This is a genomic window from Apibacter mensalis, from assembly GCF_001418685.1.
Classification (GTDB): Bacteria; Bacteroidota; Bacteroidia; order Flavobacteriales; family Weeksellaceae; genus Apibacter; species Apibacter mensalis.
Window position 1 is genome coordinate 1 of the sequence record NZ_LIVM01000015.1, and the last position, 25,865, is coordinate 25,865.

The 25,865-nt window shown below is 31.0% G+C and carries 26 protein-coding genes; 14 read left to right on the plus strand and 12 right to left on the minus strand.

Annotated elements, in window-relative coordinates; all coding sequences use genetic code 11:
- From ASC36_RS10820 to ASC36_RS09215, 3 genes are all read left to right on the plus strand, one after another.
- Positions 1-725: hypothetical protein (locus ASC36_RS10820; RefSeq protein WP_167336880.1), on the plus strand; the 725-nt coding region annotated here is incomplete at its 5' end.
- Positions 726-738: 13 nt separating this feature from the next.
- Complete coding sequence (locus tag ASC36_RS09210; RefSeq protein WP_055426209.1) at positions 739-1,149, plus strand: hypothetical protein; 411 nt, start codon at positions 739-741, stop codon at positions 1,147-1,149.
- 672 nt (positions 1,150-1,821) lie between these two features.
- Complete coding sequence (locus ASC36_RS09215) at positions 1,822-2,412, plus strand: hypothetical protein (protein WP_055426210.1); 591 nt, start codon at positions 1,822-1,824, stop codon at positions 2,410-2,412.
- A gap of 189 nt (positions 2,413-2,601) precedes the next feature.
- Here ASC36_RS09215 and uvrB read toward each other — a convergent pair whose 3' ends face one another.
- From uvrB to hemG, 8 genes are all read right to left on the minus strand, one after another.
- The gene (gene uvrB / locus ASC36_RS09220) at positions 2,602-4,608 is read right to left on the minus strand and encodes an excinuclease ABC subunit UvrB (RefSeq protein WP_055426211.1); all 2,007 of its coding nucleotides are present in this window, start codon (positions 4,606-4,608) and stop codon (positions 2,602-2,604) included.
- Positions 4,609-4,888: 280 nt separating this feature from the next.
- Complete coding sequence (locus tag ASC36_RS09225; RefSeq protein WP_055426212.1) at positions 4,889-5,509, minus strand: bifunctional nuclease family protein; 621 nt, start codon at positions 5,507-5,509, stop codon at positions 4,889-4,891.
- A 156-nt stretch (positions 5,510-5,665) separates the two neighbouring features.
- On the minus strand, positions 5,666-6,481 hold the full coding sequence (gene murI, locus ASC36_RS09230) for a glutamate racemase (RefSeq protein ID WP_055426213.1): 816 nt from the start codon (positions 6,479-6,481) through the stop codon (positions 5,666-5,668).
- Positions 6,482-6,509: 28 nt separating this feature from the next.
- Positions 6,510-7,643, minus strand: a complete 1,134-nt coding sequence (hemW, locus tag ASC36_RS09235) for a radical SAM family heme chaperone HemW (protein WP_055426214.1) — start codon at positions 7,641-7,643, stop codon at positions 6,510-6,512.
- 359 nt (positions 7,644-8,002) lie between these two features.
- Positions 8,003-8,740, minus strand: a complete 738-nt coding sequence (locus tag ASC36_RS09240) for a uroporphyrinogen-III synthase (RefSeq protein WP_055426215.1) — start codon at positions 8,738-8,740, stop codon at positions 8,003-8,005.
- A 6-nt stretch (positions 8,741-8,746) separates the two neighbouring features.
- The gene (locus tag ASC36_RS09245; protein WP_055426216.1) at positions 8,747-9,388 is read right to left on the minus strand and encodes a DUF4271 domain-containing protein; all 642 of its coding nucleotides are present in this window, start codon (positions 9,386-9,388) and stop codon (positions 8,747-8,749) included.
- Between the two features lie 24 nt (positions 9,389-9,412).
- Positions 9,413-10,288 carry a carbon-nitrogen hydrolase gene (locus ASC36_RS09250; protein ID WP_055426217.1) on the minus strand — a complete coding sequence of 292 codons (876 nt, stop codon included), beginning with the start codon at positions 10,286-10,288 and terminating at the stop codon, positions 9,413-9,415.
- Between the two features lie 58 nt (positions 10,289-10,346).
- Positions 10,347-10,895 carry a menaquinone-dependent protoporphyrinogen IX dehydrogenase gene (gene hemG, locus ASC36_RS09255; protein WP_055426218.1) on the minus strand — a complete coding sequence of 183 codons (549 nt, stop codon included), beginning with the start codon at positions 10,893-10,895 and terminating at the stop codon, positions 10,347-10,349.
- Between the two features lie 155 nt (positions 10,896-11,050).
- Between hemG and trhA the strand changes: the two genes are divergently transcribed.
- Positions 11,051-11,677 (plus strand): PAQR family membrane homeostasis protein TrhA, encoded by a 627-nt coding sequence (gene trhA, locus ASC36_RS09260; RefSeq protein ID WP_055426219.1) that lies wholly within the window; start codon positions 11,051-11,053, stop codon positions 11,675-11,677.
- A gap of 7 nt (positions 11,678-11,684) precedes the next feature.
- Positions 11,685-12,272: a dephospho-CoA kinase gene (gene coaE / locus ASC36_RS09265; protein WP_073961267.1), complete on the plus strand. Its 588-nt coding sequence runs from the start codon at positions 11,685-11,687 to the stop codon at positions 12,270-12,272.
- Between the two features lie 4 nt (positions 12,273-12,276).
- On the opposite strand, the gene ASC36_RS09270 is transcribed toward coaE, so the two are convergent.
- Positions 12,277-13,491 (minus strand): RsmB/NOP family class I SAM-dependent RNA methyltransferase, encoded by a 1,215-nt coding sequence (locus ASC36_RS09270; RefSeq protein WP_055426221.1) that lies wholly within the window; start codon positions 13,489-13,491, stop codon positions 12,277-12,279.
- Between the two features lie 118 nt (positions 13,492-13,609).
- Here ASC36_RS09270 and ASC36_RS09275 point away from each other — a divergent pair, with 118 nt between their 5' ends.
- The 4 genes from ASC36_RS09275 (at position 13,610) to ASC36_RS09295 (ending at position 16,378) form a co-directional block, all read left to right on the plus strand.
- Positions 13,610-14,314, plus strand: a complete 705-nt coding sequence (locus ASC36_RS09275; RefSeq protein ID WP_055426222.1) for an alpha/beta hydrolase — start codon at positions 13,610-13,612, stop codon at positions 14,312-14,314.
- A gap of 125 nt (positions 14,315-14,439) precedes the next feature.
- On the plus strand, positions 14,440-15,405 hold the full coding sequence (locus ASC36_RS09285; RefSeq protein ID WP_073961265.1) for a PorP/SprF family type IX secretion system membrane protein: 966 nt from the start codon (positions 14,440-14,442) through the stop codon (positions 15,403-15,405).
- A 17-nt stretch (positions 15,406-15,422) separates the two neighbouring features.
- On the plus strand, positions 15,423-15,938 hold the full coding sequence (idi, locus tag ASC36_RS09290) for an isopentenyl-diphosphate Delta-isomerase (protein ID WP_055426225.1): 516 nt from the start codon (positions 15,423-15,425) through the stop codon (positions 15,936-15,938).
- A 29-nt stretch (positions 15,939-15,967) separates the two neighbouring features.
- Positions 15,968-16,378, plus strand: coding sequence for a secondary thiamine-phosphate synthase enzyme YjbQ (locus ASC36_RS09295; RefSeq protein WP_055426226.1), 411 nt, complete (start codon positions 15,968-15,970; stop codon positions 16,376-16,378).
- 70 nt (positions 16,379-16,448) lie between these two features.
- Here the strand turns inward: ASC36_RS09295 and ASC36_RS09300 are convergent, their stop codons facing one another.
- Genes ASC36_RS09300 through ASC36_RS09310 form a run of 3 tightly spaced genes read right to left on the minus strand, consistent with a single transcriptional unit; the run spans position 16,449 to position 18,845 of the window.
- Positions 16,449-17,669 (minus strand): hypothetical protein, encoded by a 1,221-nt coding sequence (locus ASC36_RS09300; protein WP_055426227.1) that lies wholly within the window; start codon positions 17,667-17,669, stop codon positions 16,449-16,451.
- 9 nt (positions 17,670-17,678) lie between these two features.
- On the minus strand, positions 17,679-18,398 hold the full coding sequence (ric, locus tag ASC36_RS09305) for an iron-sulfur cluster repair di-iron protein (protein WP_055426228.1): 720 nt from the start codon (positions 18,396-18,398) through the stop codon (positions 17,679-17,681).
- A gap of 12 nt (positions 18,399-18,410) precedes the next feature.
- Positions 18,411-18,845 (minus strand): RrF2 family transcriptional regulator, encoded by a 435-nt coding sequence (locus tag ASC36_RS09310; protein ID WP_055426229.1) that lies wholly within the window; start codon positions 18,843-18,845, stop codon positions 18,411-18,413.
- A gap of 366 nt (positions 18,846-19,211) precedes the next feature.
- Here ASC36_RS09310 and ASC36_RS09315 point away from each other — a divergent pair, with 366 nt between their 5' ends.
- From ASC36_RS09315 to ASC36_RS09335, 5 genes are read left to right on the plus strand one after another with little or no spacing between them, the layout of a single operon-like run.
- A complete protein-coding gene (locus ASC36_RS09315; protein ID WP_055426230.1) occupies positions 19,212-19,601 on the plus strand; it encodes an RrF2 family transcriptional regulator in 390 nt (129 codons plus the stop codon).
- A gap of 50 nt (positions 19,602-19,651) precedes the next feature.
- The gene (locus tag ASC36_RS09320) at positions 19,652-21,127 is read left to right on the plus strand and encodes an MFS transporter (protein ID WP_055426231.1); all 1,476 of its coding nucleotides are present in this window, start codon (positions 19,652-19,654) and stop codon (positions 21,125-21,127) included.
- Between the two features lie 33 nt (positions 21,128-21,160).
- Positions 21,161-22,516, plus strand: a complete 1,356-nt coding sequence (locus ASC36_RS09325; protein WP_055426232.1) for an MFS transporter — start codon at positions 21,161-21,163, stop codon at positions 22,514-22,516.
- A gap of 16 nt (positions 22,517-22,532) precedes the next feature.
- Entirely contained in the window at positions 22,533-23,588 is a 1,056-nt protein-coding gene (locus ASC36_RS09330; RefSeq protein WP_055426233.1) for a hypothetical protein, read from the plus strand.
- Positions 23,589-23,638: 50 nt separating this feature from the next.
- Positions 23,639-25,861 carry a molybdopterin oxidoreductase family protein gene (locus ASC36_RS09335; RefSeq protein ID WP_055426234.1) on the plus strand — a complete coding sequence of 741 codons (2,223 nt, stop codon included), beginning with the start codon at positions 23,639-23,641 and terminating at the stop codon, positions 25,859-25,861.
- Positions 25,862-25,865: the final 4 nt, after the last annotated feature.

Genomic DNA, 25,865 nt, shown 5'->3' on the forward strand with positions numbered 1-25,865 from the left:
TGAAAGGGGAGGGAGTAGATCCGAATAATCCGACCGAAATACCGGAGATAGTAGTAACAGGCCAACGAATCCCAAGACAAGATGTAGCTACGTTACAACAAATAGAAAAAGAAAGAAGATCAAGAGCAGCCTATAAACATTATACAGATGCCTTTGGAGGAAAACCGTTAATGCATACTCAAGATGTAAAGAACTGGACGTTAGGAGCAATGGGAGTTATTTTCGGACCAATTGCGGCTTATGAAAGCATAGCAGCAGGCTTCTTTAGTTTATCCGGAGTAGGTTCAACTACAGCCGTTTTGGGTAGAGTGGGAACAGATGTAGCCGTACAAACAGCGGCAAACTTAACTACCAATGGCGGAGATTTAGCCAAAGCTATAGGAGACGTCAACTTAACCCAAAGTGGATTAGCAGGCTTTGGAATGAATTATGTAGGCAATGCACTGCTATCTGCAACAACACAAATAACTGTTGGAAACCCTATTAAAACAATATTCAATGGAACAATGAGTGAAGGAGATTTTGTGACTCAGGCAACCTTAGGCGTAATAGGGGGAGCGGCAGCTACAGGAATCAGTGGTTCACGATTTTTTAAAGGAACCGTAATCGGCACTTATATGCAAACCAGCGTCCGCTTTGGCCAAACAACAGGAAGCAAAGCCGCAACAGTACTTATGAATGCCCCAGATTATGGAGTAAATGTAATACAAAATAAATTGGATTAAGAAAGATACACTAATGAATAAGTTTTTAAAAACTTTACGCTATTATTTAGTTGAAAAGGAATCAAAATGGAATTATTTATTTATTATAATACCTTTTATTGGAGTTTTAATATATAATCATATTAAAGTTAGCCCACTTAAATATGGCAATTACACGATCGGATATATAGATCGGATCTACTGGCCTATAGTAAACCATAAAAAAGTAAGCTATGAATATACCGTAAATGGTAAAGAATACTCTAAAAGTAGTATTTATAATAGTGACAAAAGACCTAAAAAAGGACATCGGTATTTAGTTCAATTTTCATTGGAGGATAATAATGTATCAGATATATTTCAAGATATCCCTGTACCGGATAGCATAAAGCAAGCCCCCCCGGGCGGTTGGAAAGAACGCCCCGAATGGGCAAAACCTAAATAAAACAAAACCCCGCAACTAGCGGGGTTTTTACTAGAAATTAATTTCCTAAAAAAAAGAAAAAATCTTTAAACAAAAAGATAAAAAAATATTTTATATCAAAAAAAAGTACTTTTATCATTATGACCAATTGGATTTCGGAGCGAGAGAAAAAGCATGCGAAGTTTATTATCGAACAAGGCGGGCTGTCTCGCGAGAGGAATTATATTACTAGTATTTAAATTAAATAAATAACATTAAATTATTAAAGGTATTAATAATTTATGAGTTAATTTTTTTCTAATCAATATAAATTTTATCTAGGAAAATTGTATATTTGTACTTTAACTTAAAAAATTTGCTGTATGAACTATAATTCTCCATGTAATAAAATAATGTATAAATTTAAATATACTTCTACTTTCATTTACTCCCGAAACAATTTAAATTTTTTCTAAACAATTTTACAAATTAAAGAGTATAGATAAATCTGAAATAATTAAAAAGGATAAATTTAAAAAAAAGTGATTTAATTTTTTTTAAGGTAGCTTATCTTATTCTATGCTAACTTATATATTATCAAGACACAACAAAATACATTAATAGTTTCACGATAAGTAAAATATAAATTCATTTAAATTCATATCCTTGTAAGGTGATTTCAATATAAAATTTATAAATAAAAAACAAAACATTATGAAAAAGATTTTATTAGTATTAACAGTAACGTTAAGTATACTTTCTTATGGACAATATAATAAAGTTTACAGTCCGGCAAAAGTGTATTTAAAAAATGGTGAAGTTAAGGAAGGTAAAGCTACAATCAATGATGATAGGGCTAGACTAGGCTTAAATGGGGTAGGATTTGGTATTAAAAATAAAAATTATATGAAGGAGATTTTGTTTGTGCCTAATAATTCTAAAAGAAAAAAAAGTGAAAAAATAAGTATAGATGAGATAGAAAAAATAGAATTTGAAATTAGAAAAAAAATGTTTTCAAAAAAAATTCAAACGGTAGTTTATAGACCTGTTCTAATAGAAAATGATGTTCAGATATGTAAGGAAATTGTACCTGAAAAATTATACGCATCAGCTAAAATTCAAGCTATAGATATGTCACCAAAATTCCCTGGAGATAGTCATCCACAAAGACTAGTGTACTATATTAAAAATGGAAATATATACGAGAAAACAACTTTGGCATCAATTAAGAATAAATATAATTGCTCAATGGATGATGAAGGAAATCGTGAGGAGAAGATAGCTAAGTGTTTACAGGGGAAATAATAAATTACAATAAAGTTTAATTATAGATATTAAACCCCGCTACTTGCGGGGTTTGGGCTTTTATTTATTGTAAGTACATTAGTAATTTACAAGTATTTCAATTTATAAAAGATAGGAATGTAAGTATATAATCTATTGTTGATGAGTTTCTTTACTAATTAAATTTTTGTGATTTATATAGTAAAATAATTATTTGGATATTTTCATTTGATCCTTTAAGGCTTGTATGTCGTCACGAATCTTAGCAGCCGTTAGAAAATCTAAGTTTTTAGCAGCTTTTTCCATTTCTTTTTGCTTTTTAGAAATGATTTTTTCTAAATCTTTAGATTTATACTGTGGATCATCTTCAGCAACCTTTTTAATTTCATGTTGGGGAACATAAGATTTAGCTTCAGTTTCCAAATTATTGATAGAAATATTAGTAATTTTTTTCTTTAATGGTTGAGGAGAAATATGATGTTCTAAATTATATTGATTCTGAATTTCCCTTCTTCTGGCAGTTTCATCAATAGTTTTTTTCATACTATCCGTCATTTTATCCGCATACATAATAACTTTACCATGAATATTTCGGGCTGCTCTACCTGCTGTCTGGGTCAATGAGCGGTGCGAACGTAAAAAGCCTTCTTTATCGGCATCTAAAACTGCCACTAAAGAAACTTCAGGTAGGTCTAATCCTTCACGCAATAAATTAACCCCCACCAAAACATCAAATTTGCCAATTCGCAAATCCTGCATAATTTCTACACGTTCCAGCGTATCAATATCCGAATGGATAAATCGGGTTCTTATTCCGAATTTGGTAAGATATTTGGTTAACTCTTCGGCCATGCGTTTGGTTAATGTAGTTACCAGCACTCTTTCATCATCTTCAATTCTTTTTTGTATTTCAGCCATCAGGTCATCTATCTGATTCAAGGAAGGTCTTACTTCAATTGTAGGATCCAGCAATCCGGTCGGCCGAATAATTTGTTCTATGTATACCCCCTCACTTTTTTGTAATTCATAATCAGCAGGTGTTGCACTTACATAAATTACCTGGTTTTGCATCTTTTCAAATTCCTCAAATTTAAGCGGACGATTGTCTAATGCGGCAGGAAGTCTGAATCCGTGCTCCACTAGCGTTTCCTTTCTGCTTCGATCTCCTCCGTACATGGCATGAACCTGAGGTAATGTAACGTGACTTTCATCGATTACCATTAAGTAATCTTCCGGAAAATAGTCCAATAAACAGAAAGGTCTGGTTCCGGGAAGACGACCGTCGAGATATCGAGAATAATTCTCTATTCCGGAGCAATACCCCAATTCTTTAATCATTTCAAGATCAAATTCGGTTCGTTCTTTTAAACGGTGGGCTTCCAGATTTTTACCTATTTCATTGTAATAATCGACTTGCTTACCCAAATCTATCTGAATGTTGCGTATAGCATTATTCAACGTATCCGGAGAAGTCACAAATAAGTTGGCCGGATATATATTTATACTTTCAATGGAATCGATAACATTATTGGAAACGTAATCTACATTTTCAATACGTTCAATCTCATTACCGAAAAATTGAATCCGTATTCCTGTATCCGAATAAGCAGGAAAAATATCAACCACATCACCTTTTACTCTAAAATTTCCTCGACCAAAATTGATTTCAGAGCGTGAATATAAGGCATTTACCAAAGATTGCAATAATTTGGTTTTAGAAATAGTCTGTCCCACTTTTAACGATATCATGTTACTTTTAAATTCTACCGGATTTCCAATACCATATAAACAAGAAACAGATGAAACCACCAACACGTCTCTTCTTCCGGAAAGCAGAGCAGAAGTTGCGCTTAAACGTAATTTTTCAAGATTTTCATTAATTGACAAATCTTTCTCTATATATGTATTGGTTGTAGGCATAAATGCCTCGGGCTGATAGTAATCATAATAAGAAACAAAATATTCCACCGCATTATTAGGGAAAAATTCTTTAAACTCCATATATAGTTGAGCAGCCAATGTTTTATTGTGTGCCAGGATAATAGTTGGACGTTGAATTTTTTCTACAACATTGGCAATAGTAAAAGTTTTACCGGAACCGGTTACACCTAATAAGGTTTGATACTTTTCATTTTTTAAAATTCCTTCGGAAAGTGATTCTATAGCTTGGGGCTGATCGCCCGTAGGCTTAAATTGAGAAACTACTTGAAATTTCATATATTAAAAATATAGTTGTACTATAATAAATGTATATTGACGGCAAGCTTTCTTTATTCAAAAAGTTACATTATAGTATATAATAAAAATAAGTTTAGGCATTAGCTATCATTGGAAACTTGCGTTCCAAAATTCATTACATTAAAAAATTAATGTTTCTTTACATGTTAAAGAGGATTATAAATTTAGTTTAAAAAGTCTAAATTTATAAATGATAATCAATTAAATGATTGTAAATTATATAAAATGTTAAAAATAACTTTAAAAGTAGTAAGATAGTTTATTTTCGTTTTACTAATTCATCTCTTAATTTCGCTGCAGTTTCATAATCTTCATTTTCTAATGCTTTTGAAATTAAATCATTAATCTCTGAATCGGTTAGATGGGAAAAGGAATCTTCAATATCATTAATATTCAATTGATTTTCAATGGTATCCAACGCTCTTTCGAATATTGATTCATTGGGTAATTCATCTTCTTTCATTTCCATATAAATTCCGGCTTTCTCCATAATTTCTCTAGTAGCATATACAGGAGCTTCAAAACGCACAGCTAAAGCAATGGCGTCTGAAGTACGAGAATCTATCTCTATTTCTTCATCAGTATCCTTATTCTGAAACAAAATATTGGAATAAAAAACTCCGTCTTTTAATTTATATATAAAAACAGCTTTAACTGTAATATGAAAACTTTTTGCAAAGGTAGTAAATAAATCATGAGTAATAGGTCTCGGAGGAGTAATATCTTTTTCTAAAGCTAAAGCAATGGATTGAGCTTCAAAACTCCCTATAATTACAGGAATTTTCCTTTTACCAAAGTCCTCTTCTAAGATAAGAGCATAAGCACTGGTTTGAGTTTGGCTATAAGAAATACCCCTAATATGCAGTCGTATTAAATCCATAAATTAAATATTACTCAATGAAAACATAGTATGTTTAAAAATTATAATGCAATTTACGAATTTTTTTTAGATTTTTCTGTTATGTATTTATTTTTAGAGTAAAAGAAGCTATTTTATATATGGATTATAATGATTCATTTTTAAAATGCATCAATTTCAAATTGTGTTAAAAATATCTACCACTTTTAGATATATACAAGTTCCAAAAAATTTTTTTGCCATTTTGGAAAAAGTAGGGGTTAAATCGGATACGTAAAATTCATAAAATGGACTTTCAGACGATGAATTCAATTTTTTATTCTCAAAGTCTTGTTTTATATAATTGGCAACTATAAGAGGAGAATCAATAACCTGTATTTTATTTAAATAGAAATTTTTTACTTCGTTGATGATTAAGGGATAATGAGTACATCCTAAGATTAAAGAATCAATATTTTGAAGTTTTTTGTTCGTTAAGTAAGTTTTAAGAACAAGGGATGAAATTTCATGATTATTAAAACCTTCCTCAATAACGGGAACAAGTAGGGGCGTCGCTAATTCGTGAACATTTATATGTGGGTTTAGCTTTTGAATTCTTTTTTTGTAAATATGTGAAGATATGGTAGACTTAGTAGCTAAAACTCCAACATTTTGATTGAAAGTAAAAGCCACTTTTTCTGCCACCGGTGAAATGACATCATATACAGGAACATTATATTTATTGGCTAAAGCGATCACTTCTTTTAAAGAATTGGCTGTAGCAGTGTTGCATGCAATTACAATAGCTTTGCAGTTATTTTCAAGTAAGAAATTGGTAATTTTTACCGAATATTCGGTTATCACTTCTTTAGATTTATCTCCATAAGGCAAATGTTTTGAGTCTCCAAAATAAATTATACTTTCATAAGGTAATAATCGTTTTATTTCCTTAGCTATAGTAAGCCCTCCCATTCCGGAGTCAAAAATACCAATTGGACGATCTTCTTTTTTCATTGATGCAAAAATAAGTGTTTATTAATAATTAATCAATGAAAAAAAATTGAGCAATTATTCCGTCTGTAAAAAATAAAGAATCTGGATGAATCGTTACCATTTGATGAGATACCCGTACCTTATTGGTTTCCTCTAACAATTTTAATTCATTATAAAAATGTTTCATTAAAGAGTATGAAAATTCATTCCTTAATTCTTCTATGTTGATACCCCAAATGGTGCGAAGTCCCAGCATGATTTTTTCATTGAAACGATCTTTTTCACTAATTACTTCTTCTTCGTAATTTCTCATATTCTTCTCTAATGCTTTTAAATATTTTATATTATGGGAAATATTCCAACTTCTTTTATCTTTTCCATTATAGGAATGGGCGGAAGGGCCAATGCCCAAATAAGGTTTATTTTTCCAGTAAGAAGTATTGTGTTGTGAAAAAAAGTTTACTTTACCAAAATTAGAAAACTCATATTGGATATAGTCATGCTCGATTAATTTTTTTCTAAGCATTTCAAATTGATTCGCTTGCTTTTCCTCATCGATGGGAGATATTATTTTTTTTCTTATCTGAGCTTCGAAAACTGTTTTAGGTTCAACGGTTAGAGCATACGATGAGATATGCGGTATATCTAAAGATATAGCCTTTTCAAGAGTGTATAACCATCTTTCATAAGTCGTAGTTTGTGCTCCATAAATCAAATCAATCGTAATGTTATCAAAACCGATATCTTTAGCTGATTTAATGCATTGTATTGCTTCATCAGCATTGTGTTTTCGGTTCATAAATTTTATATCGTCGTCTATAAATGATTGAACGCCTATGCTAAGTCGGTTAACAGGTGTTTGATTTTTAAGGAATTGAAGATACTCTATTGATAAATCGTCTGGATTTGCCTCAAAGGTAACTTCTGAAGTTTCAGAAGTATCATAATGTTCATTAATAATATGAAATAAGTATTCTAATTCTTTAAAGTTTAGTATTGAGGGTGTACCCCCTCCAAAATATATAGTCTTAATTGGAGTAAGTAATTCATTTTTTCTCAAAATTAATTCTTTACCTATAGCATGTACTAACTGTGGTTTATAGTTGAATTGAGTTGAAAAATGAAAATTACAATAATTGCATTTTTTTACGCAAAAAGGAATATGGATATAAAGTCCTGACATATTGAAATCATTGCAAAGATATTATAACCCGAATAAATGTTGAACTATTTTACTTAATTTAACGAGGATTTATAAATACTAGCTTTTGTTCACGGGTGATGATAATAATAATAAATTATAAGTTAGGATAGAATCAACTTAAAAAATCAAATGGTAAAAAGGTAGGAGAATAAGCAATGTTGAAAATCAATTTTATTAGGTAAATCACGGTAGAAAATCTGTATTAGAAATATTTTAATTTGAGGGCAAAATAAAAGTAACGTTTAAATATAAAGAAGAACTCAAATGTTTAATAAATTTTTTATAAAAAGAAGCTCAAATTTAATTTCAAATTTGAGCTTAACATATTTTTAAAAAATTTATTGTAAAAAATCATCTAAAGCTTTTGCCATAGATGGGCTTTCTTTAGTCGGTGCAAAAAAGTTAACGGTTAATCCGGCTTCTTCAGCAGCTTGTTTGGTAGAATGACCAAATATTCCGATACTAATGGAATCTTGCTTAAAATCTTTATAATTATCAAATAAGGATTTGATACCTGAAGGGCTGAAAAATACTAAAACATCGTATTCTTTAATGTCTTTAATTTGAGAAGCCACGTCACTACTAACAGTGCGGAAAAGTATAGCTCTGGTATAGTCTACACCTGACTTATCTAATGCATCAGGAATGTCTTGGTTAAGAACATCAGAACTAGGTAAAAGGTACTTTTCATTCTGGTTCTTCTTTAAAAGAGGAATCATGTCTTCCGCTCCTTTCTCTCCAAAATAGATTTTTCTCTTTCTATAAACAATATATCTTTGAAGATATAATGCAATAGCTTCTGATTGACAAACATATTTCATTGAATCGGGAACGGTAAAACGCATTTCATCTGCTAATCTAAAAAAATGATCGATAGCATTACGACTTGTAAATATGATTGCGGTAAAATTAGAAAAATCAATTTTTTGTAATCTTACATCTTTTGCATCAGCGCCTTGTACATGAATAAAAGGACAAAAGTCAATTTTTATTTTATGTTTCTTTTCAATGTCAAAATATGGTGAACTATCGCCAGCAGGCCTAGATAGAGAGATTAAAACGGATTTTATTTTCATAATAAATTAAAATTTATCTCCTAAAAACACTAATTTTAATACATATAGTGCCGGTAAGATTTCGAAAGCGCAAAGGTACAAAAATTCATAATAACCAGGAAGCTTTATTTGATTTTTAATGAAGAACATCAGCCAAATCCACTCTGCAATGAGCAAAAGTGATAGAGTTCCCACAACGATATAAGGTGCATATTGAGTCGATATATTGGTATAATATATGGTAAAACAAAGTGCTATTGTTGTAAATAATTTAATAAACAAAAAGATAAATCGATTATTATAATTAATCTGATATTCTTTGTTTTTTCCCAATATCAAAAGAAAGCCATTTCCTAAGGTATATGAAGATACTTGATATATGGTTAAGATAATAAATAGCGAGATCAATTTAAATATTTCCGTATTGTAAAAGGGAATTATTACCGTAAAAAATGGAAGAAGCGTTAATGACAAGATAATAGTGTAAACAAAACTGCATATGGCTACATACAGAGTAAAATTTTCATTTTCTGTAGGTACGGAATTAAAACGGAAAATGGGTTCATCTTTAGGAATTAATAAAAATCTTGAAATAATCAATAATAATAAAGCTCCTAAGAGTATAAAATTTACCAGATCGTCTCCTAAAGGTATTTTTGTTATTTCCAAAATTCAGACTATTTATTCTATAAATTAATCTTCATCAATAAAACGTTTAGTAATGGGAGAGTAGGAATCTATGCGGCGATCTCTTAAAAAAGGCCAATGTACTCGGTAACTGTCTGATTTATCGGTTTCAATTTCCACTACCAGCACTTCCTCATTTTCATGAGAGGCTTGTTGTAATACAGTGCCAAACGGATTAGATACAAAAGAACCTCCCCAAAATTTCATCTTACCGTCCTGTTCGTACCCCACTCGATTTACACTTACTGTATGAACTCCATTGGCAATGGCATGGCTTCTTTGTATGGTTTGCCAAGCATTGTATTGCTCACTATTAGTGTCTTCATCCTGAGTTGAAGCCCAACCGATAGCTGTTGGATAAAATAATATTTCAGCACCCAATAAAGCCGTAATACGAGAAGCTTCCGGATACCATTGATCCCAACAAATCAAAACTCCAATTTTAGCATACTTGGTTTGAAAAACCTTATAACCTAAATCGCCCGGAGTAAAATAAAATTTTTCATAGTATGCCGGATCATCAGGAATATGCATTTTACGGTATTTTCCAAGATATTGACCATCTGCATCAATAATAGCGGTAGTATTATGATATAATCCTTTTGCTCTTTTCTCAAAAAGAGAAGCGACAATAACTACATTAAGTTCAGCAGCTATTTTCCCTAATCTGTCAGTTGTTGGTCCAGGTATGGTTTCTGCTATTTTAAAATTATCGTAATTTTCTACATCACAAAAATATAAGGATGTAAACAATTCTTGTAGACAAACTATTTGAGCACCATTAGAAGCTGCTTTTTTAATCCCCTCAATTGCTTTTTCTATATTATGCTCAATATGGTGGGAACAGCTGGATTGTACCAATCCGATTTTTACTTTTGCCATTATTTAAAATTGTATTTTCAAGGTTTTTCACTTACAAAAATAAGTTATATTTTATAAATTATGATCTTCCCCTACTATCAATTTGTGAATTGAACTCAGCAGCAAAAGTTTTAACCTGTTTCCAGTCTGTATATTCAATTATAGTTTTAGTGTTTGTAGGTCCTTTGGTAATCGTCATAATTAGCTTAATCATGAGCTTATCAAAAATGGAATAGGCAGGATAATTTAATAAGCCCCCAAAAAGACCTATATTTTTGGGTTCCCATTGAATTTTATCTAAAAATTTTTTAGCATAGGGGTTATTATCTACATATCTTCTTTCCTCATTTCTGGCTATTAAGCTTATTGAAAAAAAAGCATTAGGGATTGAATTCAATTCTTTATAATGAGTATTAATATATTTTTTTACTTTATTTCTATGGAATCCATAACGAATACTGGCCCCGATAATTACACCATCATAGTTAGAAAGAGATGGAATCGGATCATTAATTGATACTATATCTACCGAAGCTTTTAAAATATTTGCTATGTATTTAGAAATTTTAATGGTATGCCCATCGGTAGAAGAATAAATAATTAAAACTCTTTTCTCTTTTGATGACATGTTATAATATAGTTTTTTAGTGATTGCAAAAATACTTATAAAAAATCTAATAATCTTATTTATAAATGAAGCTTTTAGATATAAAAAAATTTCAAAAATGAAAAAAATAAATTTCAGATAAATATAATTAGTAAATTTGCTAAAAGGAATAGGGAATGGCTAAAACAGTAAGAGACAAACAGGAATTACTAAATACTATATCCCATGGAATGGGAATCGTGTTTGGGGTCGTCGGACTTATACTTTTATTAATCAAAAATAGGAATAGTAGTATATACAGCACCATAAGTATTTGGACTTTTGGAATTTCACTTATTATATTATATACCTCTTCAACCGTTTATCATTTTTTTGTAGATGAAAACTTGAAGAAAAAGGCGCGTGTTTTAGATCACATGAGTATTTTTTTGCTGATTGCAGGTACGTATACGCCGATTTGCCTGATTGTCTTGGAAAAAAGTTCGGGGTGGACTCTTTTCACTATTGTTTGGATTATAGCGGCCTTAGGTATTTTTATGAAAATTTTTTTGACCGGTAAGGTTGATAAATTATCTTTACTCCTATATTTGGTTATGGGTTGGCTTTTGGTGTTCGACCTAAAGAATATAGCTAATACAATGACTTCTGAATCTTTATTGTTTTTAGTTCTGGGAGGAATATTTTATACTTTAGGAACTATATTTTATGCAAAGAATAAAATACCTTATGCTCATTTTATATGGCATTTATTTGTATTAGGTGGAAGCATTTCTCATTATGTCATGGTGTATTATATTATTTGAAAACGTAATGAAAATAGTTGGATTAACAGGAGGGATGGGTGTAGGAAAATCAACGGTAGCGAAGTTATTTGAAAACTTCGGGTTTCCGGTATATAATTCCGATACTAGAGCTAAGGAGTTAATGGTTGAAAATAATGACCTCAAAATGAAGATAATTTCACTATTAGGAAAGGAAGCCTATGAGGGAGAAACTTTAAATAGAAAATTTGTAGCAAAAAAGATCTTTTCTAATAAAGATCTTTTAAAAAAGCAAAATTTTTTAGTGCATACAGCTTTACGAAAAGACTTTGAATTATGGAAAAGTAAACAAAATACTGTTTTGGGTATCAAAGAAGCTGCCATTTTATTTGAAAGTGGGGCTTACCAAGATTGCGATTATACTATAGCAGTTACTTCTCCTGATTCCGTACGAATGCAAAGAATCATATCCAGAGATCATTTATCCGAATCTGAAATTAAAGAACGACTTCAACATCAATGGCCTCAGAAAAAAATTGTTGAACTATCCACATTTCTTATTAATAATGATTCTGATTATGAAAATTTAAAGATTCAAGTCATTCATATCATAAACATCTTAAAAACTAAAATTTAATATTTTAGTTCGTTCGTAAAAGTTTAGCCATATAAAATCCATCAAAACCACATACTGAAGGCATTAATTTTTTCTCCTCAATCAGTTGATAATTGGAGTTTTCATTCAAAAATTTTTCAACTTGTAAAGTATTTTCAGAAGGTAAAATAGAACAGGTAGCATAAACTAAGATTCCATCTTTCCTTACAAGCTTAGAGTGATTTTGCAATATTTGTCTTTGTTCTTCCTTAACGCGGTTAATAAATTCTTCATTTAATTTCCATTTAGCATCGGGATTACGTCTTAGCACACCTAAACCGGAACAGGGTGCATCTATTAATACTCTATCTGCGCTGTTTTCCAGCCTTTTTAAAGTTTTAGAATCTTCAATCACTTTAGTCTGTATATTATAAGCCCCATTTCTTCGAGCTCTTTGCTTAAGTGTCTGCAGTTTCCATTCATGAATGTCCATAGCAATGATTAGTCCCTTGTTTTCCATTAAAGCAGCAAGATGTAAAGTTTTTCCACCGGCTCCGGCACAAGAATCAATAACTCTCATTCCCGGCTTTACATCTGCAAATTCTCCCACTCTTTGCGAAGAAGCATCTTGTATTTCAAATAAACCGTCTTTAAAAGCTTGAGTTTTGAAAATATTTTTCTTCTCTTCCATAATAAGAGCATTTTTATAGCCTTTAATAAAATTAACGATTATATTTTCTACCATTAAAACTTCTTTAAGTTCTTCAGCAGTTATCTTAAGAGAATTAGCCCGAATAATGGTCTGCGCCGGGGTATTTAAAGCTTTCATTTCATGACTCCACTCGTCGCCCAGTTCAGATTCCAATACCATTTGCATCCATTCAGGAATAGAATATTTAATGGCAAGGGTAGGAAAAGGAAGTTTAAAACGATCCTTAATTTTTTTTATATATACTTTTTCAAATTCGGGAAAAGGTTGAAGCTCAATTTTATTACGAAGTAAATAAGTTGCAATTAATACATTAATTGATTCGGGAGAAAGCTTCCGATTCGCAAAAAATTCCAACTGGTTTTTCCAGCGAATAATTTCATAAAATGATTCAGAAACAAAGCCTCGGTCTTTACTGCCCCATTTTTTATTGAATTTTAAAGTTCTTTCCAGAACTTTATCTGCATATTTATTTGGTTCAAAAAAACTTTCTTCTAAAGCTTTATGTAAGCCTATAATTAAATTTCTATGTAACTTTATCTTTGAATTCATTCGTATGAAAATATTTACAAATATATAGGTAAATTATAACATGTAAGTATATTTAAGCAAATGTTAAAAATAATAAAGTTTACATTTATAATTACTTAACAACAAAATAAATAGAACAATGAAAGTATATTTTATTCCGGGATTAGGAGCAAAATGTAATTGCTTCAAATTTATTGTGCTCCCTAAAGGATTTGAAAAAGTTTATATAGAATGGCATCTTCCTGAAAAAAATGATTCCTTATGTACTTATGTACAAAAGATGGCCGAAAACATAGATCAATCTGAACCTTTTATATTAGTTGGCTATTCATTTGGAGGTGTGATAGCTCAAGAAATGAATAAATTTATGAAACCTGAAAAAACCATACTTATCGCTAGTATGAAAGATAGTATTCAAATACCCGGATTGTTTAAAATTTTAAAGAAAATGAAATTTGCAACATGGTTTCCCATGAAATTTTTTACCGGTAAAAAAATGCTGTCTTATGCATTTATAAGGTCTGTTTATTTCAATATAAAACCTTCCAATAATCAAAAAAGGAATCAAATCAAATTAGATGAGTTTATGGTTGATTTAGATTCAGATTACTTTAAATGGTCTATTGAGCAAATCATAAATTGGTTGCCTGAAAAGGAATGTGAGAAAATTTACCAAGTACATGGTACTAAAGATATTGTTTTTCCATTTAAAAAGATTCATAATAGCTATTTGAATACTAAAAATCAAGGTCTTGAAATAGTAGAAAAAGGATCTCATCTTTTAGTTTTAGAATTACCTAAAAAAGTAAATAAAGCATTAGAAAAAATATTATTAGATAAGTAAATGATAAAAATTGATAAAAATTGATAATAAAAAATTAAAAACATTAGTAATACTTAAAATATTTCTTTTTATTAAGTTTGTACCATATATATTAATGTATTTAGATTCTAATTTAATAAATCCTAATGAGATCATCTCGACTTTTTTCATTTTTAATACTAATTTTTTTTCTGACCCATGCAAAATTATACGGGCAACAAAGTATTCCATTTGATCAGCAATACCTATTATCGGATAAAGTATTGATTAATCCGTCCTATACAGGATCTACCGATGATATTGTTTTAAAAGCAACGTATCATCATCAATTTAGTAATTTTAATGAAAGTCCAAATACGCAAACTATAAGCACTCATTTTAATGCTTTTGACAGGGTAGGATTAGGAGCTTACTTTTTCAGGGATGAAAATGGACCTATAACCCTTACGGGGGTAAATATATCGGGAGCTTATCATATTCCCTTAACAGATGAAGAAAATAGATCGGAAAGTCAGTTTTCATTCGGTACGTCATTCAGTTTTTTTTCTCAATCTTTTGAATATTCCAAATTGAGACCGGAGGATGCTAATGATCCTATTTTATATGGAGATAAATCCGTATTTTTGCCCTATTTGAATTTAGGAATGTCAGTTGCTTATGAAGGCTTTTTTGCAGGTGTGTCTGTGCAAGATATACCTCTGGGGGAAAACAAACCGGTTGTAAATTCAATAGAGCCATCGCCCTCTTGGTATTACCTGAATTTAGGCTACAATTGGGAATTAGCTGATTCTTTTTTTTTAGATCCCTCACTTATGATGAGTTTAAATACAAATTCGGAAAGGATGATAGATTTAAATTTGAAAGCAACATATAAGGATGATCTTAATGCTTTTGCATTAGGTGTGAGCTATAGGACCGCAAAAGATTCGCATGTTAGCGGAGGTCTTTCTGTTACTCCTTTTTTGCAAGCAGATTTGGGTAGACTAAATTTTACTTTCGGATATAATTTTGGAATAACAGATGTTTTCAAGAAAGGAGGAGATGGATTGTTAGTAGGTTTAGGATATAATTTAGAAAACTTTATAAATCCACAAGGATTTCGTTATAGATAGAAGAATTTTTTAAAAAGATGACAGAATATGTAATTTTAGTAAATGAGAATGATGAGGTATTAGGAGAAATGGAAAAGCAAGAAGCTCATGAAAAAGGTTTATTGCATCGAGCATTTTCAATTTTTATTTTTAACAAAAAAAAGGAACTTTTAATACAACAAAGGGCTAAAATAAAATATCATTCATCATTGAAATGGACTAATGCCTGTTGCAGCCATCCAAGAGTTGGTGAGAGTTATTTAGAAGGAGCCCATCGAAGACTTAATGAGGAATTAGGTTTTGATTGTGAATTGTATAAAAAGTTCGATTTTATTTATAAAGCAGAGGTTGGGGACGGACTGGTTGAACACGAATATGATCATGTTTTCATAGGGCAATACGATGGGGAAATAGTTATAAATCCATTAGAAGTGGAATCTATAAAATGGATAAATCTTATTGATTTAAAAAAAGATATGGACCTATATCCTAATCATTATACAGAATGGTTTAAGATTATATTTGATAAATATGAAAAATATATTGAACATTAAATAGGTTAATTTATAAATACATTAAAAAAATGGTATCTCAGATAGAATTTGTTCTTAAAGAACGAAATAGAGGTTTTCATTTAATTACTGATGAAATTATCAGTAAGTTACCCTCTTTACCTTCAACCGGAATACTGCATCTTTTCATTAAGCATACCTCGGCAGGATTAACTATTAATGAAAATACCGATCCGGAGGTTAGATTCGATTTAGAAAACATTTTTAATCATGTAGTTCAAGAAGGAGAACCCTATTATACTCATATTTATGAAGGTGAAGACGATATGCCGTCTCATGCTAAATCCATAATTGCAGGAATGAATTTATCCATACCTATAACTAATGGAAAGCTTAATTTAGGAATATGGCAGGGCATATATCTATGTGAATTTAGAAATAGGGGAGGAAATAGAAAAATGGTAGCTACCATTTTAAGCTAAACATACTTTTTGTATTTTCTCCATTCTTTTTTATCCCTTTGTGAGATTTAAAATTAACTTAAGGCTCTTTTTATTTTTTACATAGTAAGCGTTGGTATAGATAAAGCAAATACATGGAAGAACTCAGAGGAAACAACAGACTACTCCAAGATAAAATACAGAAATAATTAGGGATTAATTCTTTTCCTAAATAAATGAAAAAGCCTTGTAAAAATAATAAAGTTTCTGAAATAAAATAGAAAATTAAAAAAAGAAGAGTTCCTATCTCTATTAGTTTATTTTTGCTATCGATCCATTGATTTTGTAACATAAGCAAAGCAAATGATAAAGTAGTATACATGCCTAAAACTTCTAAATGAATAAATCCTAAACGTAAGTTTTTTATCTCGTGAGATAATTGAGCTATTTTCGGATCGAAAAGAAATAATTGAAAAAAATTTTTTAATATAAAGGATAGAATAAAACAAATGTATAAAATATATAAGATAAAATAATTTGATTTTATACTTTTTAGTAAATAGGGTTGAATAAATTTTAAAAATACAATTAATGCTGTTATATTACAGAGAATTCCTATACAATAAGAAAAATAGATATAAAAGGAATGAATAAACCAGCTAAGAGGTAAACCGAATAGTAATAGTATCCCTGCTAACACCGAAACATAAAAACAGTTAGCAATTTTGGGCGGAATAAGGTATGAATTTAAATAAATTAATCGTAGTAATAAAGCCAAAGATCCCAATAAAAACCAACCGTTGATTTGGAAGTGAAGATAGAATTGTATGCATATTGAATATAATACAGAACTTTTACCTAATGTTCCCATAATTATGCCTAATCCCCAAATCCCCAAGGAAGATATAAGCATACAAATTAAAGCGGATTTAAGAAAAATGTTGCTTATATCTTTAAGATTAACTAAATTTTTGAAAGTTATATAACAAAAGTAATAGGAACAAAGAATATGTAAGCTTGAAAATAAAATTGAAAATAAACCATAACCCTGAACTGGAAAACTTAAAAACATGCCTACAATAGTCAATTGAGTAATCCAAAATAAGATAGAATAAGAGGATTTATTTTTTTTATTTTTAGGAATAAAATACAGATAAATTAAGATATAAAATATTTGATATAACCATCCTAGTATGGCAATATGAGAATGAGTATGCAAAAAATTGCCATACGGAAAACTTATAGAATAATATTGAAATATCCTAAGTATAAATCCCAGAGTTCCTGCAATAAATAAATTTAAAAAGCTTACAGCTGTCCACTTTTTAATCATTCTATTGCCTTATTTCATGGAGGATTCCATTTTTATAGCTCTCGGAAATAAAATATTATTTTCCAAATGAATATGTTTATGTAAATTTTGCTCAAATTCATCCAACATAGCAAATGATACACGATAAGTATTACAAGCTTCCATCGGAGGAGTATAGTTTTGTGTTAATTCGGATATTCTTTTAAATCTTTCTCCTTCAATATCATGATCGTGTTTCATCATCTCAATGGGATTTTCGACGGTGCCAAAATGTGAGGTTTCAAAGGGTAAATTATTATTTTTTGCTGCGTTCATTTGACGAATAAATGGAAATAAAATCCTTTCTTCCTTTAGTAGATGAGCTTCCAACATGGTAACAGACTCAGAAAATAAATTATAAACCTCTACTAATTCGGGATGTCTAAATCCATGTACTTTTTGCACTTTATTTAAAAATTTTAAAAGAGAAGGACTTTTTTCACGGATATAGCTGTGATGAATTTTTTCAATATAATCAGCCAATAAATCAAGCGGCCAAGATTTAAAATTTATGTTTTCATCTTGAACAGTAACAGCTTCATTTAATTTATTGGTCAATTCCTGTATATTAATTGATTTTTTATCACAAGCTTGTTCTAGAGTTCTATCCCCCTTACAACAAAAATCGATACCATATTTAGAAAAAACTGAAGCAGTTCTATAATTATCAGCTACAATCTCGCCGATAGTTACATTCCAATTATTATTCATATCTATATTAATTTATATTTTTAAAAAAGTTAATCCGGAAATCACATCCTTAATCATATCTTCAATACTAATAGATCTAAGCGTATCCTGAAATTGATTTCGAATAGCCCTAAATTTATAATGTGCAGGGCAAGGATGATTTTCCGAGCATTCAGGTAATCCCAATGCACATCCCTTAAAAATAGAATCACCATCAATAGCCAACACTATATCGTATAATTTTATCTTTGAAAAAGTGTCAGTATGTATACTGAAACCTCCAGTAGGTCCTTTATGCGAATTAATTATACGGTGTTTAACCAGTAATTGTAATATTTTAGCGGTAAATGCCTCCGGAGAATTAATTTCTCCGGATATATCTTTTAATCCCGGCTTATTACCCTTGAAAGATTGAGAACCAATAAATATGGTAGCTCTAATAGCATATTCGCAGCTTTTTGAAAACAATTTTTTGATTTTTACTTATTGTCAAAAGTATGAAATTTTTAATAAAGGACAAAATTATCTTTTATTACAATATAGAAAATTGTCAATATATTAATGGGATAAAAATAAGTTATTTATTGAATTATAAATTAAATTAAAGTAAATATTTTGTTTTAAATTAAAAATAAATATAAATAAATTAATATACATATTAAAAAAAATATAATAAAATCAAAAAAATCAATTAAGTTAAAAAATTGTAAATGAGTTACTTATTTATACTCTTTTTAAATATTGAAGATAATAAGATACAAAAGTCTTTTAATAATTTTAAAATTGTATATTTGTAGAAATAAAACTATGTTTAATTTCTGCTGTTTATAAATAATGTTTTCAAAAACAAGTGAATACGCTATTAAAATTATGATTTATCTGAGTGCAAACAGTACTGTGGATAATTTACGTCAAGTTAAAGAGGTTAGTGAAGCATTAAATACTCCCGGCCCATTTACAGCCAAAATTTTACAGCAATTAGTAAAAGCAGGTTTATTATTATCAATGAAAGGGAAATATGGTGGATTTACTTTAAGTAGGGAGTTGAGAGATATAAAGATTTCAGACATAGTAATAGCAGTTGATGGAGAAAAATCAATAAATCGTTGCTTATTAGGTTTAAAAGATTGTTCTTCAGAAAACCCTTGTCCATTACATCATAAATTTTATAGGATTAAAGACGATTTTAAAAAATATGTTTTGGATTCAACTTTAGAAGTCTAACAATTAACTATTTTATATAACAATTAACTATTATTAAACTACTTAATTAGATGAGCGCTAAATTACTTCAATCTCACAAAATACTTTTTTTAAATACGTTAGCATTTACTGTTTGCTTTGCCTGTTGGACACTCAACGGTGTGTTGGTTACTTACTTAGTCGATAAAGGTATATTTAATTTTTCTGTGGTAGAAAGCGGTTGGCTATTAGGAATTCCAGTTTTAACGGGTTCACTATTACGGCTTCCTATTGGAATTTTGACCGATAAATTTGGAGGTAAATATGTTTTTGCTGGTTTACTCTTATTTTGTTCCATACCATTATTCTTGTTGCCTATGGCAAAATCATTCTGGGTGTTTGCCTTACTAAGCTTCCTATTTGGATTTGTGGGAACAAGCTTTTCTATAGGGGTTGGGTATACATCAGTTTGGTACCCAAAAGAATGGCAAGGCAGAGCTTTGGGGATTTTTGGAATGGGAAATGCCGGTGCTGCTTTAACTACATTTTTTGCACCGACTCTTTTAAATTATTTTTCTAAAAATGATCCGGATAACGGATGGAAAATGCTTCCAATAACCTACGCTACTGTTTTGGTGGTTATAGGAATATTATTTTTATTATTTGCGAAAAATAAAAAACCGCAAGGAAGTGCCAAGAATATGAAGCAAATGTTATCTCCTTTAAAAAAAGGAAGAGTTTGGCGATTTGGTTTATATTATTTGCTGGTTTTTGGTTTTTTTGTAGCCTACTCACAATGGTTAGTTCCCAATTTCATGAATGTATATGGTACTACTTTAGTAGTGGCAGGAATGTTTGCTTCTTATTTTAGTCTTCCTTCAGGTGTAATTCGAGCATTTGGAGGATACCTTTCGGATAAATTTGGAGCAAGAAAAGTTATGTATTGGGTGTTAGGTTCCTCTGTAGCCTTAAGCTTCTTATTAATGTTTCCCAAAATGGATATTTATACCGACGGACAAGGAATTTCATCAAACAAAAAAGGGATTGTTTCTAAAGTAACATCTAATAGCGTAACCGTAGACAATAAAGACTATGTAATTAAAGAAAAAGAAAATAGAGTAGATAAGAAAAAAGGAATATTTCCAACTAAAGAAACTTGGCAGGAAATTGTAGTGAAGGAAAATCAGCATGTTAATAAAAAGGATTTGTTAGCAAAAGGAATTACTAAGATCAGTTTTGATGCAAATATGTCGGTTTATTTAGTATTAGTAATTTGCATAGGAATTTCTTGGGGGATAGGAAAAGCTGCCGTTTATAAACATATACCCGAATATTTTCCTAATGAAGTTGGAGTTGTAGGCGGTATGGTTGGTCTAATAGGAGGATTAGGAGGTTTCATTGGTCCAATCATTTTTGGATATTTTCTTAATTATACAGGATTATGGACCAGTTCTTGGATATTAATATTTATCATTTCAGTAACATGTCTAATTTGTATGCATAGAGTCATTTTAAAGATGAACCGTGAAAAAATGCCTGAAATTTATAATGATATAGAAAAAAAATAAAAAATTAAAATTATAACTTAAAATAAATAAAACATGAATACATGGCTAAAAGAATGGAAGCCTGAAGATAATAATTTTTGGGAATCTACAGGTAAGAAAGTTGCTTGGAGAACACTAATAATAACTACAATATCCTTAACACTATCATTTATTGTATGGTATTTAATGAGCGGTATAGTAACAAAACTTACGGGTATAGGTTTTAACTTTACAGAAAAAGAACTATTCTGGCTAGCTTCTTTACCAGGATTGGCTGCAGGAACTTTACGTATAGTCCACACTTTCTTAATTCCAATTTACGGGACAAGACATACAATTACATTCTCTACCTTAATAAAATTAATACCTGTAATAGGCATTGCTTTAGCAGTAATGAATCCGCAGACTCCATTTTGGGTATTTGCGGTATTAGCATTTACCATGGGATTCGGAGGTGGAGACTTTTCATCTTTTATGCCTTCAACTAATATGTTTTTTCCGGCTCGCTTGAAAGGTACAGCTTTAGGAATTCAAGCTGGAATCGGTAATTTTGGAGTAAGTATCGTACAATTTTTAACTCCGGCTTTATTAGGAGTAGCAATTATTGGTGCTCCGGAAATTTTAAAAACTACTGATTCGATAACTCATGAAGTAACTACAAAACCAATTTATTTACAAAGCCCGGCTTTAATTTATGCACCTATACTTGTTATAATGACTTTAGTTTGCTGGTTCGGTTTACGAAGCATACCTCTGAAAACATCGTTTAAAGAACAATTAGAAATTTTCAAAATTAAACATACTTGGTTTTGTACTATTACTTATTTTATGACATTCGGTACATTTTCAGGACTTGCTGCAGCATTTCCATTAATGATTAAATCATTATACGGAGACTTTCCTGGAGCTCCGGATCCGCTAAAATATGCCTTTTATGGGCCGCTGATCGGTTCTGCAAGCAGGGTTGCCTTTGGATTTGTAGCTGATAAAGTAGGAGGAGCAGTTTTAACAACGATAACTGGATTAGGATTTGCAGGTTGTATTGCGGTTATGATTACTATGGGACTAGTTTCACCTACATCTATAGATCAATTTCCTTTCTTTTTGGCAATGATGTTAACTATATTCTTTTTCTCAGGAATGGGAAATGCAGGTACATTCAGACAATTTCCTATAATTTTTAAAGATAACTCAGTACATTCTGCCGGAGTAATAGGTTGGACAGCAGCTATTGCGGCATATGGACCATTTATTTTTTCAATGATTATAGGAGCGGAGCTAGAATCAACTAAGGCTTCAGGAATGAAAAGTGTAAACACTTTTTTCTGGGGAATATTATTATTTTCACTTTTAGCAACTGTTATCAATTGGTATTATTATCAAAGGAAAGGAGCTGAAAGACCAAGCTAAATAAATCATAAAAATTATGTTTAAATTATTTAATACTCTTAATAAACCAGCATTATTAAAAGCAATTATTACCACACTTTTAATTATTGCATTGGTTTTTGTAGGCTCGCGCAATCTTCAGAATTTTGATGCAGCATTAATCGCCTATTTATTTGGAGCGGTATTTTGTGTATTTGGAGTCACTTATCGTTATTCCATTTGGCTACAACGTCCACCCACAAAAATGTATTGGAAACGATCTTGGCAGTTTTTTTTCAGTAAGCATTTTATTGCTTATGCGATAAGAGGACTAAAATTATTTTGTCAAAATATACTTTTTCAAAAATTTATATACCCGAGAGGCCGAACTAGATGGATAGGACACTTTATGTTGGCTACCGGTTGTATGATAGCATTTTGTATAACCTTTCCTCTTACCTTCGGTTGGATACATTTTACCTTAGAATCAGGCTCAATGACTACTTATGAAGCCCATATGTTTGGTTTTAAAATAATGGATTTTCAATTAGGTTCCTTCCTGGCATTTATTATTTTTCATGCATTGGTTTGGTGTTCTATTTTAGTAATTATTGGTTCAATCATGATGATGAAAAGAAGACTTACCAATGGAGGATTAATTGCTACACAAACCTTTAATGGAGATTGGTTGCCTTTACTTTTATTGATAGCGATATCTTTAACAGGAATCGGTATAGTTTTCGACTATACCTATTTGGATGGAAAGACCAATCAATTTATGTCGGTTTCTCATGCTGTTACAGTTATATTGTTTTTAGTATGGATGCCGTTCGGAAAATTTTTTCACATATTTCAACGTCCTGCACAATTAGGAGCCAATATATATAAAACAGAAGGAATAAGACGAGGTATGGCGGTTTGTCCTCATACCAAAGAAGAATTTGCTACCCAAATGCATGTTAATGATCTTAAGACCATTACCCATGAATTGGGATTTGACTTTACCTTAGAAGACGGTAGCAGTCATTTAGACTATAGTCCAGAAGGAAAGCGATCTGCACTTGCAATCGCCCACTTTAAAGCTAGAGAACAATCCGGAAGTTTCTTCGGATAAAAAATAAATACAAACTTTATTAATTATAAAGATAAAATAAAATTAATTATATGGCTAAATTACCGGTAGATGGAGATAAAATTATAGAGCAATTTGGACCTCATAAAAATTATACACCTAAAGAAGGTTTCAAAGGAAATTCAGATCCAGATAAACTTGTAAAAACACATTGTTGTTTTTGCGGAATGCAATGTGGTATTCAGCTAAAAGTTAAAGATAATAAAGTAATCGGATTCGAACCATGGAAAGAATTTCCTTTTAATGAAGGAAGACTTTGTCCCAAGGGGGTTCAGCGTTATTTACAAGATAACCATCCGGATAGGTTACTTCATCCAATGCAAAGAATTGAAAATGAAGGTTTTAAGCCTATAGATTGGGAGGGTGCGTTTGATAAAATAATTTCAGAGATTCATAGAATACAAGGGCAATATGGAAATAATGCTTTTGCAATGCTTTCAGGAGTTTCCCTTACCAATGAAAAAAGTTACATGATCGGTAAATTTGCTCGTGTAGCTTTAAAAACTGCTAATTTGGATTACAATGGAAGGCTTTGTATGGTTAGTGCGGGTGCAGGTAATAAAAAAGCATTCGGCATGGACAGATCTTCCAATAGTTGGGCAGATTTAAAACATGCAGAAGTTATCATGGTAGCGGGTGCTAATGTTAGTGAAACATTCCCGACACTAACCTATCGACTTTGGGAAGCCAGAGACCATGGAGCTAAATTAGTTGTAATTGATCCAAGAGTGACTCCATTTGCCAGAACTGCAGACTTACATTTAGATTTACGACCGGGTACGGATTCTGCTTTATATGGAGCAATTCTTAAAATTTTGTTTGATAATGATTGGGTAGACCATGAGTTTATTGAAAAATACACCTCAGGAATAGAAGAAACCTTAAGTGCTATTCAAGATCATACATTAGAATGGGCTGAGGAGGTAACCGGTGTTTCTGCAGAAAAAATTCGTATGGCAGCTGAAATATGGGGTAGAGCAAAGACCAGCTTCTTATTACATGCCAGAGGAATAGAACAGCATTCCAAAGGAGTTGATAATGTAGTCGGTTGCATCAATTTGGTTTTAGCAACAGGAAGAATTGGCAAGCCTTATTGTGGTTATGGTACTATAACAGGACAAGGTAATGGACAAGGAGGAAGGGAACACGGGCATAAATGCGATCAACTTCCGGGAAACAGAGATATAGAAAATCCGGAAGATAGAAAAGCAGTTTCAGAAATATGGGGAATAGACGAAAAAGATTTACCTCGTAAAGGTTATAGCGCTTGGGAAATTATAGAGGCTATACACAGAGGAGAAATTAAAGGTCTTATTTCCATTTGTTTTAATCCCTTAGTTTCTTTACCTAATAATAATTATGTACGTTCAGCATTGGAAAAATTGGAATTCTATGTAGCTATAGACTTCTTTTTAAGTGAAACAGCACGTTATGCTGATTTAGTTTTAGCAGGATCATTACAAGAAGAAGAAGAAGGTACGGTTACCACGGCTGAAGGAAGAGTAGTACGAGTGCGTCAATGTGTAACGCCTCCGGGAAATGCCAGAACCGATACGAGTATTATCTTGGAATTGGCAAGAAGATTAGGTGTAGAATCTTATTTTCCTTATAAAAACAGTGAAGAAATTTTTAATGAATTAAGAAAGGCATCGAGAAACAGTAGGGCAGATTACTATGGAATAACTTACGATCGGATTGAAAAAGAAATGGGAGTTTTTTGGCCTTGTCCTGAAATTGGTCACCCGGGTACTCCTAGACTTTGGGAAGATTATAAATTTATGACTCCTGATAAGAAAGCACACTTTAATCCAGCTCCATATCGCTTATCATCAGAAATGACTGATGAAGAATATCCGATTATTTTGACTACAGGTCGTGTAGTTTCTCAATATTTAAGCGGTACGCAAACAAGGAGGATTGGTAAATTGGTTGACCAATATCCTGAACCTTTATTAGAAATACACCCTAAACTCGCGCAAAAATACGGTATACAAGAGGGAGATTTAATTCGTGTGGTGACCCGTCGTGGAGAAATGGTAGTACCTGCCAATGTTGTTGAAACCATCAGAGAAGATACTGTATTTATACCGTATCACTGGGGGGGAAAACATTCGGTAAATCAATTAACCATATCAACGTTAGACGCTGTTTCTAAAATGCCCGAATTTAAAGTGTGTGCATGTAAATTAATTAATACAGGTAAAAAATTATCAAAAGAGGAAGAATCCAGAGCATACCAAAGCTCAATTGGTTAAATTA

What these genes read in the sequence shown, in the direction of transcription:
- ASC36_RS09325 (WP_055426232.1), top strand. Translation starts at nt 21,161, where the DNA reads ATGAATACATGGCTAAAAGAATGGAAGCCTGAAGATAATAATTTTTGG.
- ASC36_RS09335 (WP_055426234.1), top strand. Translation starts at nt 23,639, where the DNA reads ATGGCTAAATTACCGGTAGATGGAGATAAAATTATAGAGCAATTTGGA.
- ASC36_RS09270 (WP_055426221.1), bottom strand. Translation starts at nt 13,491, where the DNA reads ATGAATTCAAAGATAAAGTTACATAGAAATTTAATTATAGGCTTACAT.
- hemG (WP_055426218.1), bottom strand. Translation starts at nt 10,895, where the DNA reads ATGTCATCAAAAGAGAAAAGAGTTTTAATTATTTATTCTTCTACCGAT.
- ASC36_RS09285 (WP_073961265.1), top strand. Translation starts at nt 14,440, where the DNA reads ATGAGATCATCTCGACTTTTTTCATTTTTAATACTAATTTTTTTTCTG.
- ASC36_RS09215 (WP_055426210.1), top strand. Translation starts at nt 1,822, where the DNA reads ATGAAAAAGATTTTATTAGTATTAACAGTAACGTTAAGTATACTTTCT.
- ric (WP_055426228.1), bottom strand. Translation starts at nt 18,398, where the DNA reads ATGAATAATAATTGGAATGTAACTATCGGCGAGATTGTAGCTGATAAT.
- ASC36_RS09330 (WP_055426233.1), top strand. Translation starts at nt 22,533, where the DNA reads ATGTTTAAATTATTTAATACTCTTAATAAACCAGCATTATTAAAAGCA.
- murI (WP_055426213.1), bottom strand. Translation starts at nt 6,481, where the DNA reads ATGAAAAAAGAAGATCGTCCAATTGGTATTTTTGACTCCGGAATGGGA.
- coaE (WP_073961267.1), top strand. Translation starts at nt 11,685, where the DNA reads ATGAAAATAGTTGGATTAACAGGAGGGATGGGTGTAGGAAAATCAACG.
- ASC36_RS09295 (WP_055426226.1), top strand. Translation starts at nt 15,968, where the DNA reads ATGGTATCTCAGATAGAATTTGTTCTTAAAGAACGAAATAGAGGTTTT.
- ASC36_RS09320 (WP_055426231.1), top strand. Translation starts at nt 19,652, where the DNA reads ATGAGCGCTAAATTACTTCAATCTCACAAAATACTTTTTTTAAATACG.
- idi (WP_055426225.1), top strand. Translation starts at nt 15,423, where the DNA reads ATGACAGAATATGTAATTTTAGTAAATGAGAATGATGAGGTATTAGGA.
- ASC36_RS09240 (WP_055426215.1), bottom strand. Translation starts at nt 8,740, where the DNA reads ATGAAAATAAAATCCGTTTTAATCTCTCTATCTAGGCCTGCTGGCGAT.
- ASC36_RS09210 (WP_055426209.1), top strand. Translation starts at nt 739, where the DNA reads ATGAATAAGTTTTTAAAAACTTTACGCTATTATTTAGTTGAAAAGGAA.
- ASC36_RS09225 (WP_055426212.1), bottom strand. Translation starts at nt 5,509, where the DNA reads ATGGATTTAATACGACTGCATATTAGGGGTATTTCTTATAGCCAAACT.
- uvrB (WP_055426211.1), bottom strand. Translation starts at nt 4,608, where the DNA reads ATGAAATTTCAAGTAGTTTCTCAATTTAAGCCTACGGGCGATCAGCCC.
- ASC36_RS09315 (WP_055426230.1), top strand. Translation starts at nt 19,212, where the DNA reads ATGTTTTCAAAAACAAGTGAATACGCTATTAAAATTATGATTTATCTG.
- trhA (WP_055426219.1), top strand. Translation starts at nt 11,051, where the DNA reads ATGGCTAAAACAGTAAGAGACAAACAGGAATTACTAAATACTATATCC.
- hemW (WP_055426214.1), bottom strand. Translation starts at nt 7,643, where the DNA reads ATGTCAGGACTTTATATCCATATTCCTTTTTGCGTAAAAAAATGCAAT.
- ASC36_RS09300 (WP_055426227.1), bottom strand. Translation starts at nt 17,669, where the DNA reads ATGATTAAAAAGTGGACAGCTGTAAGCTTTTTAAATTTATTTATTGCA.
- ASC36_RS09250 (WP_055426217.1), bottom strand. Translation starts at nt 10,288, where the DNA reads ATGGCAAAAGTAAAAATCGGATTGGTACAATCCAGCTGTTCCCACCAT.
- ASC36_RS09275 (WP_055426222.1), top strand. Translation starts at nt 13,610, where the DNA reads ATGAAAGTATATTTTATTCCGGGATTAGGAGCAAAATGTAATTGCTTC.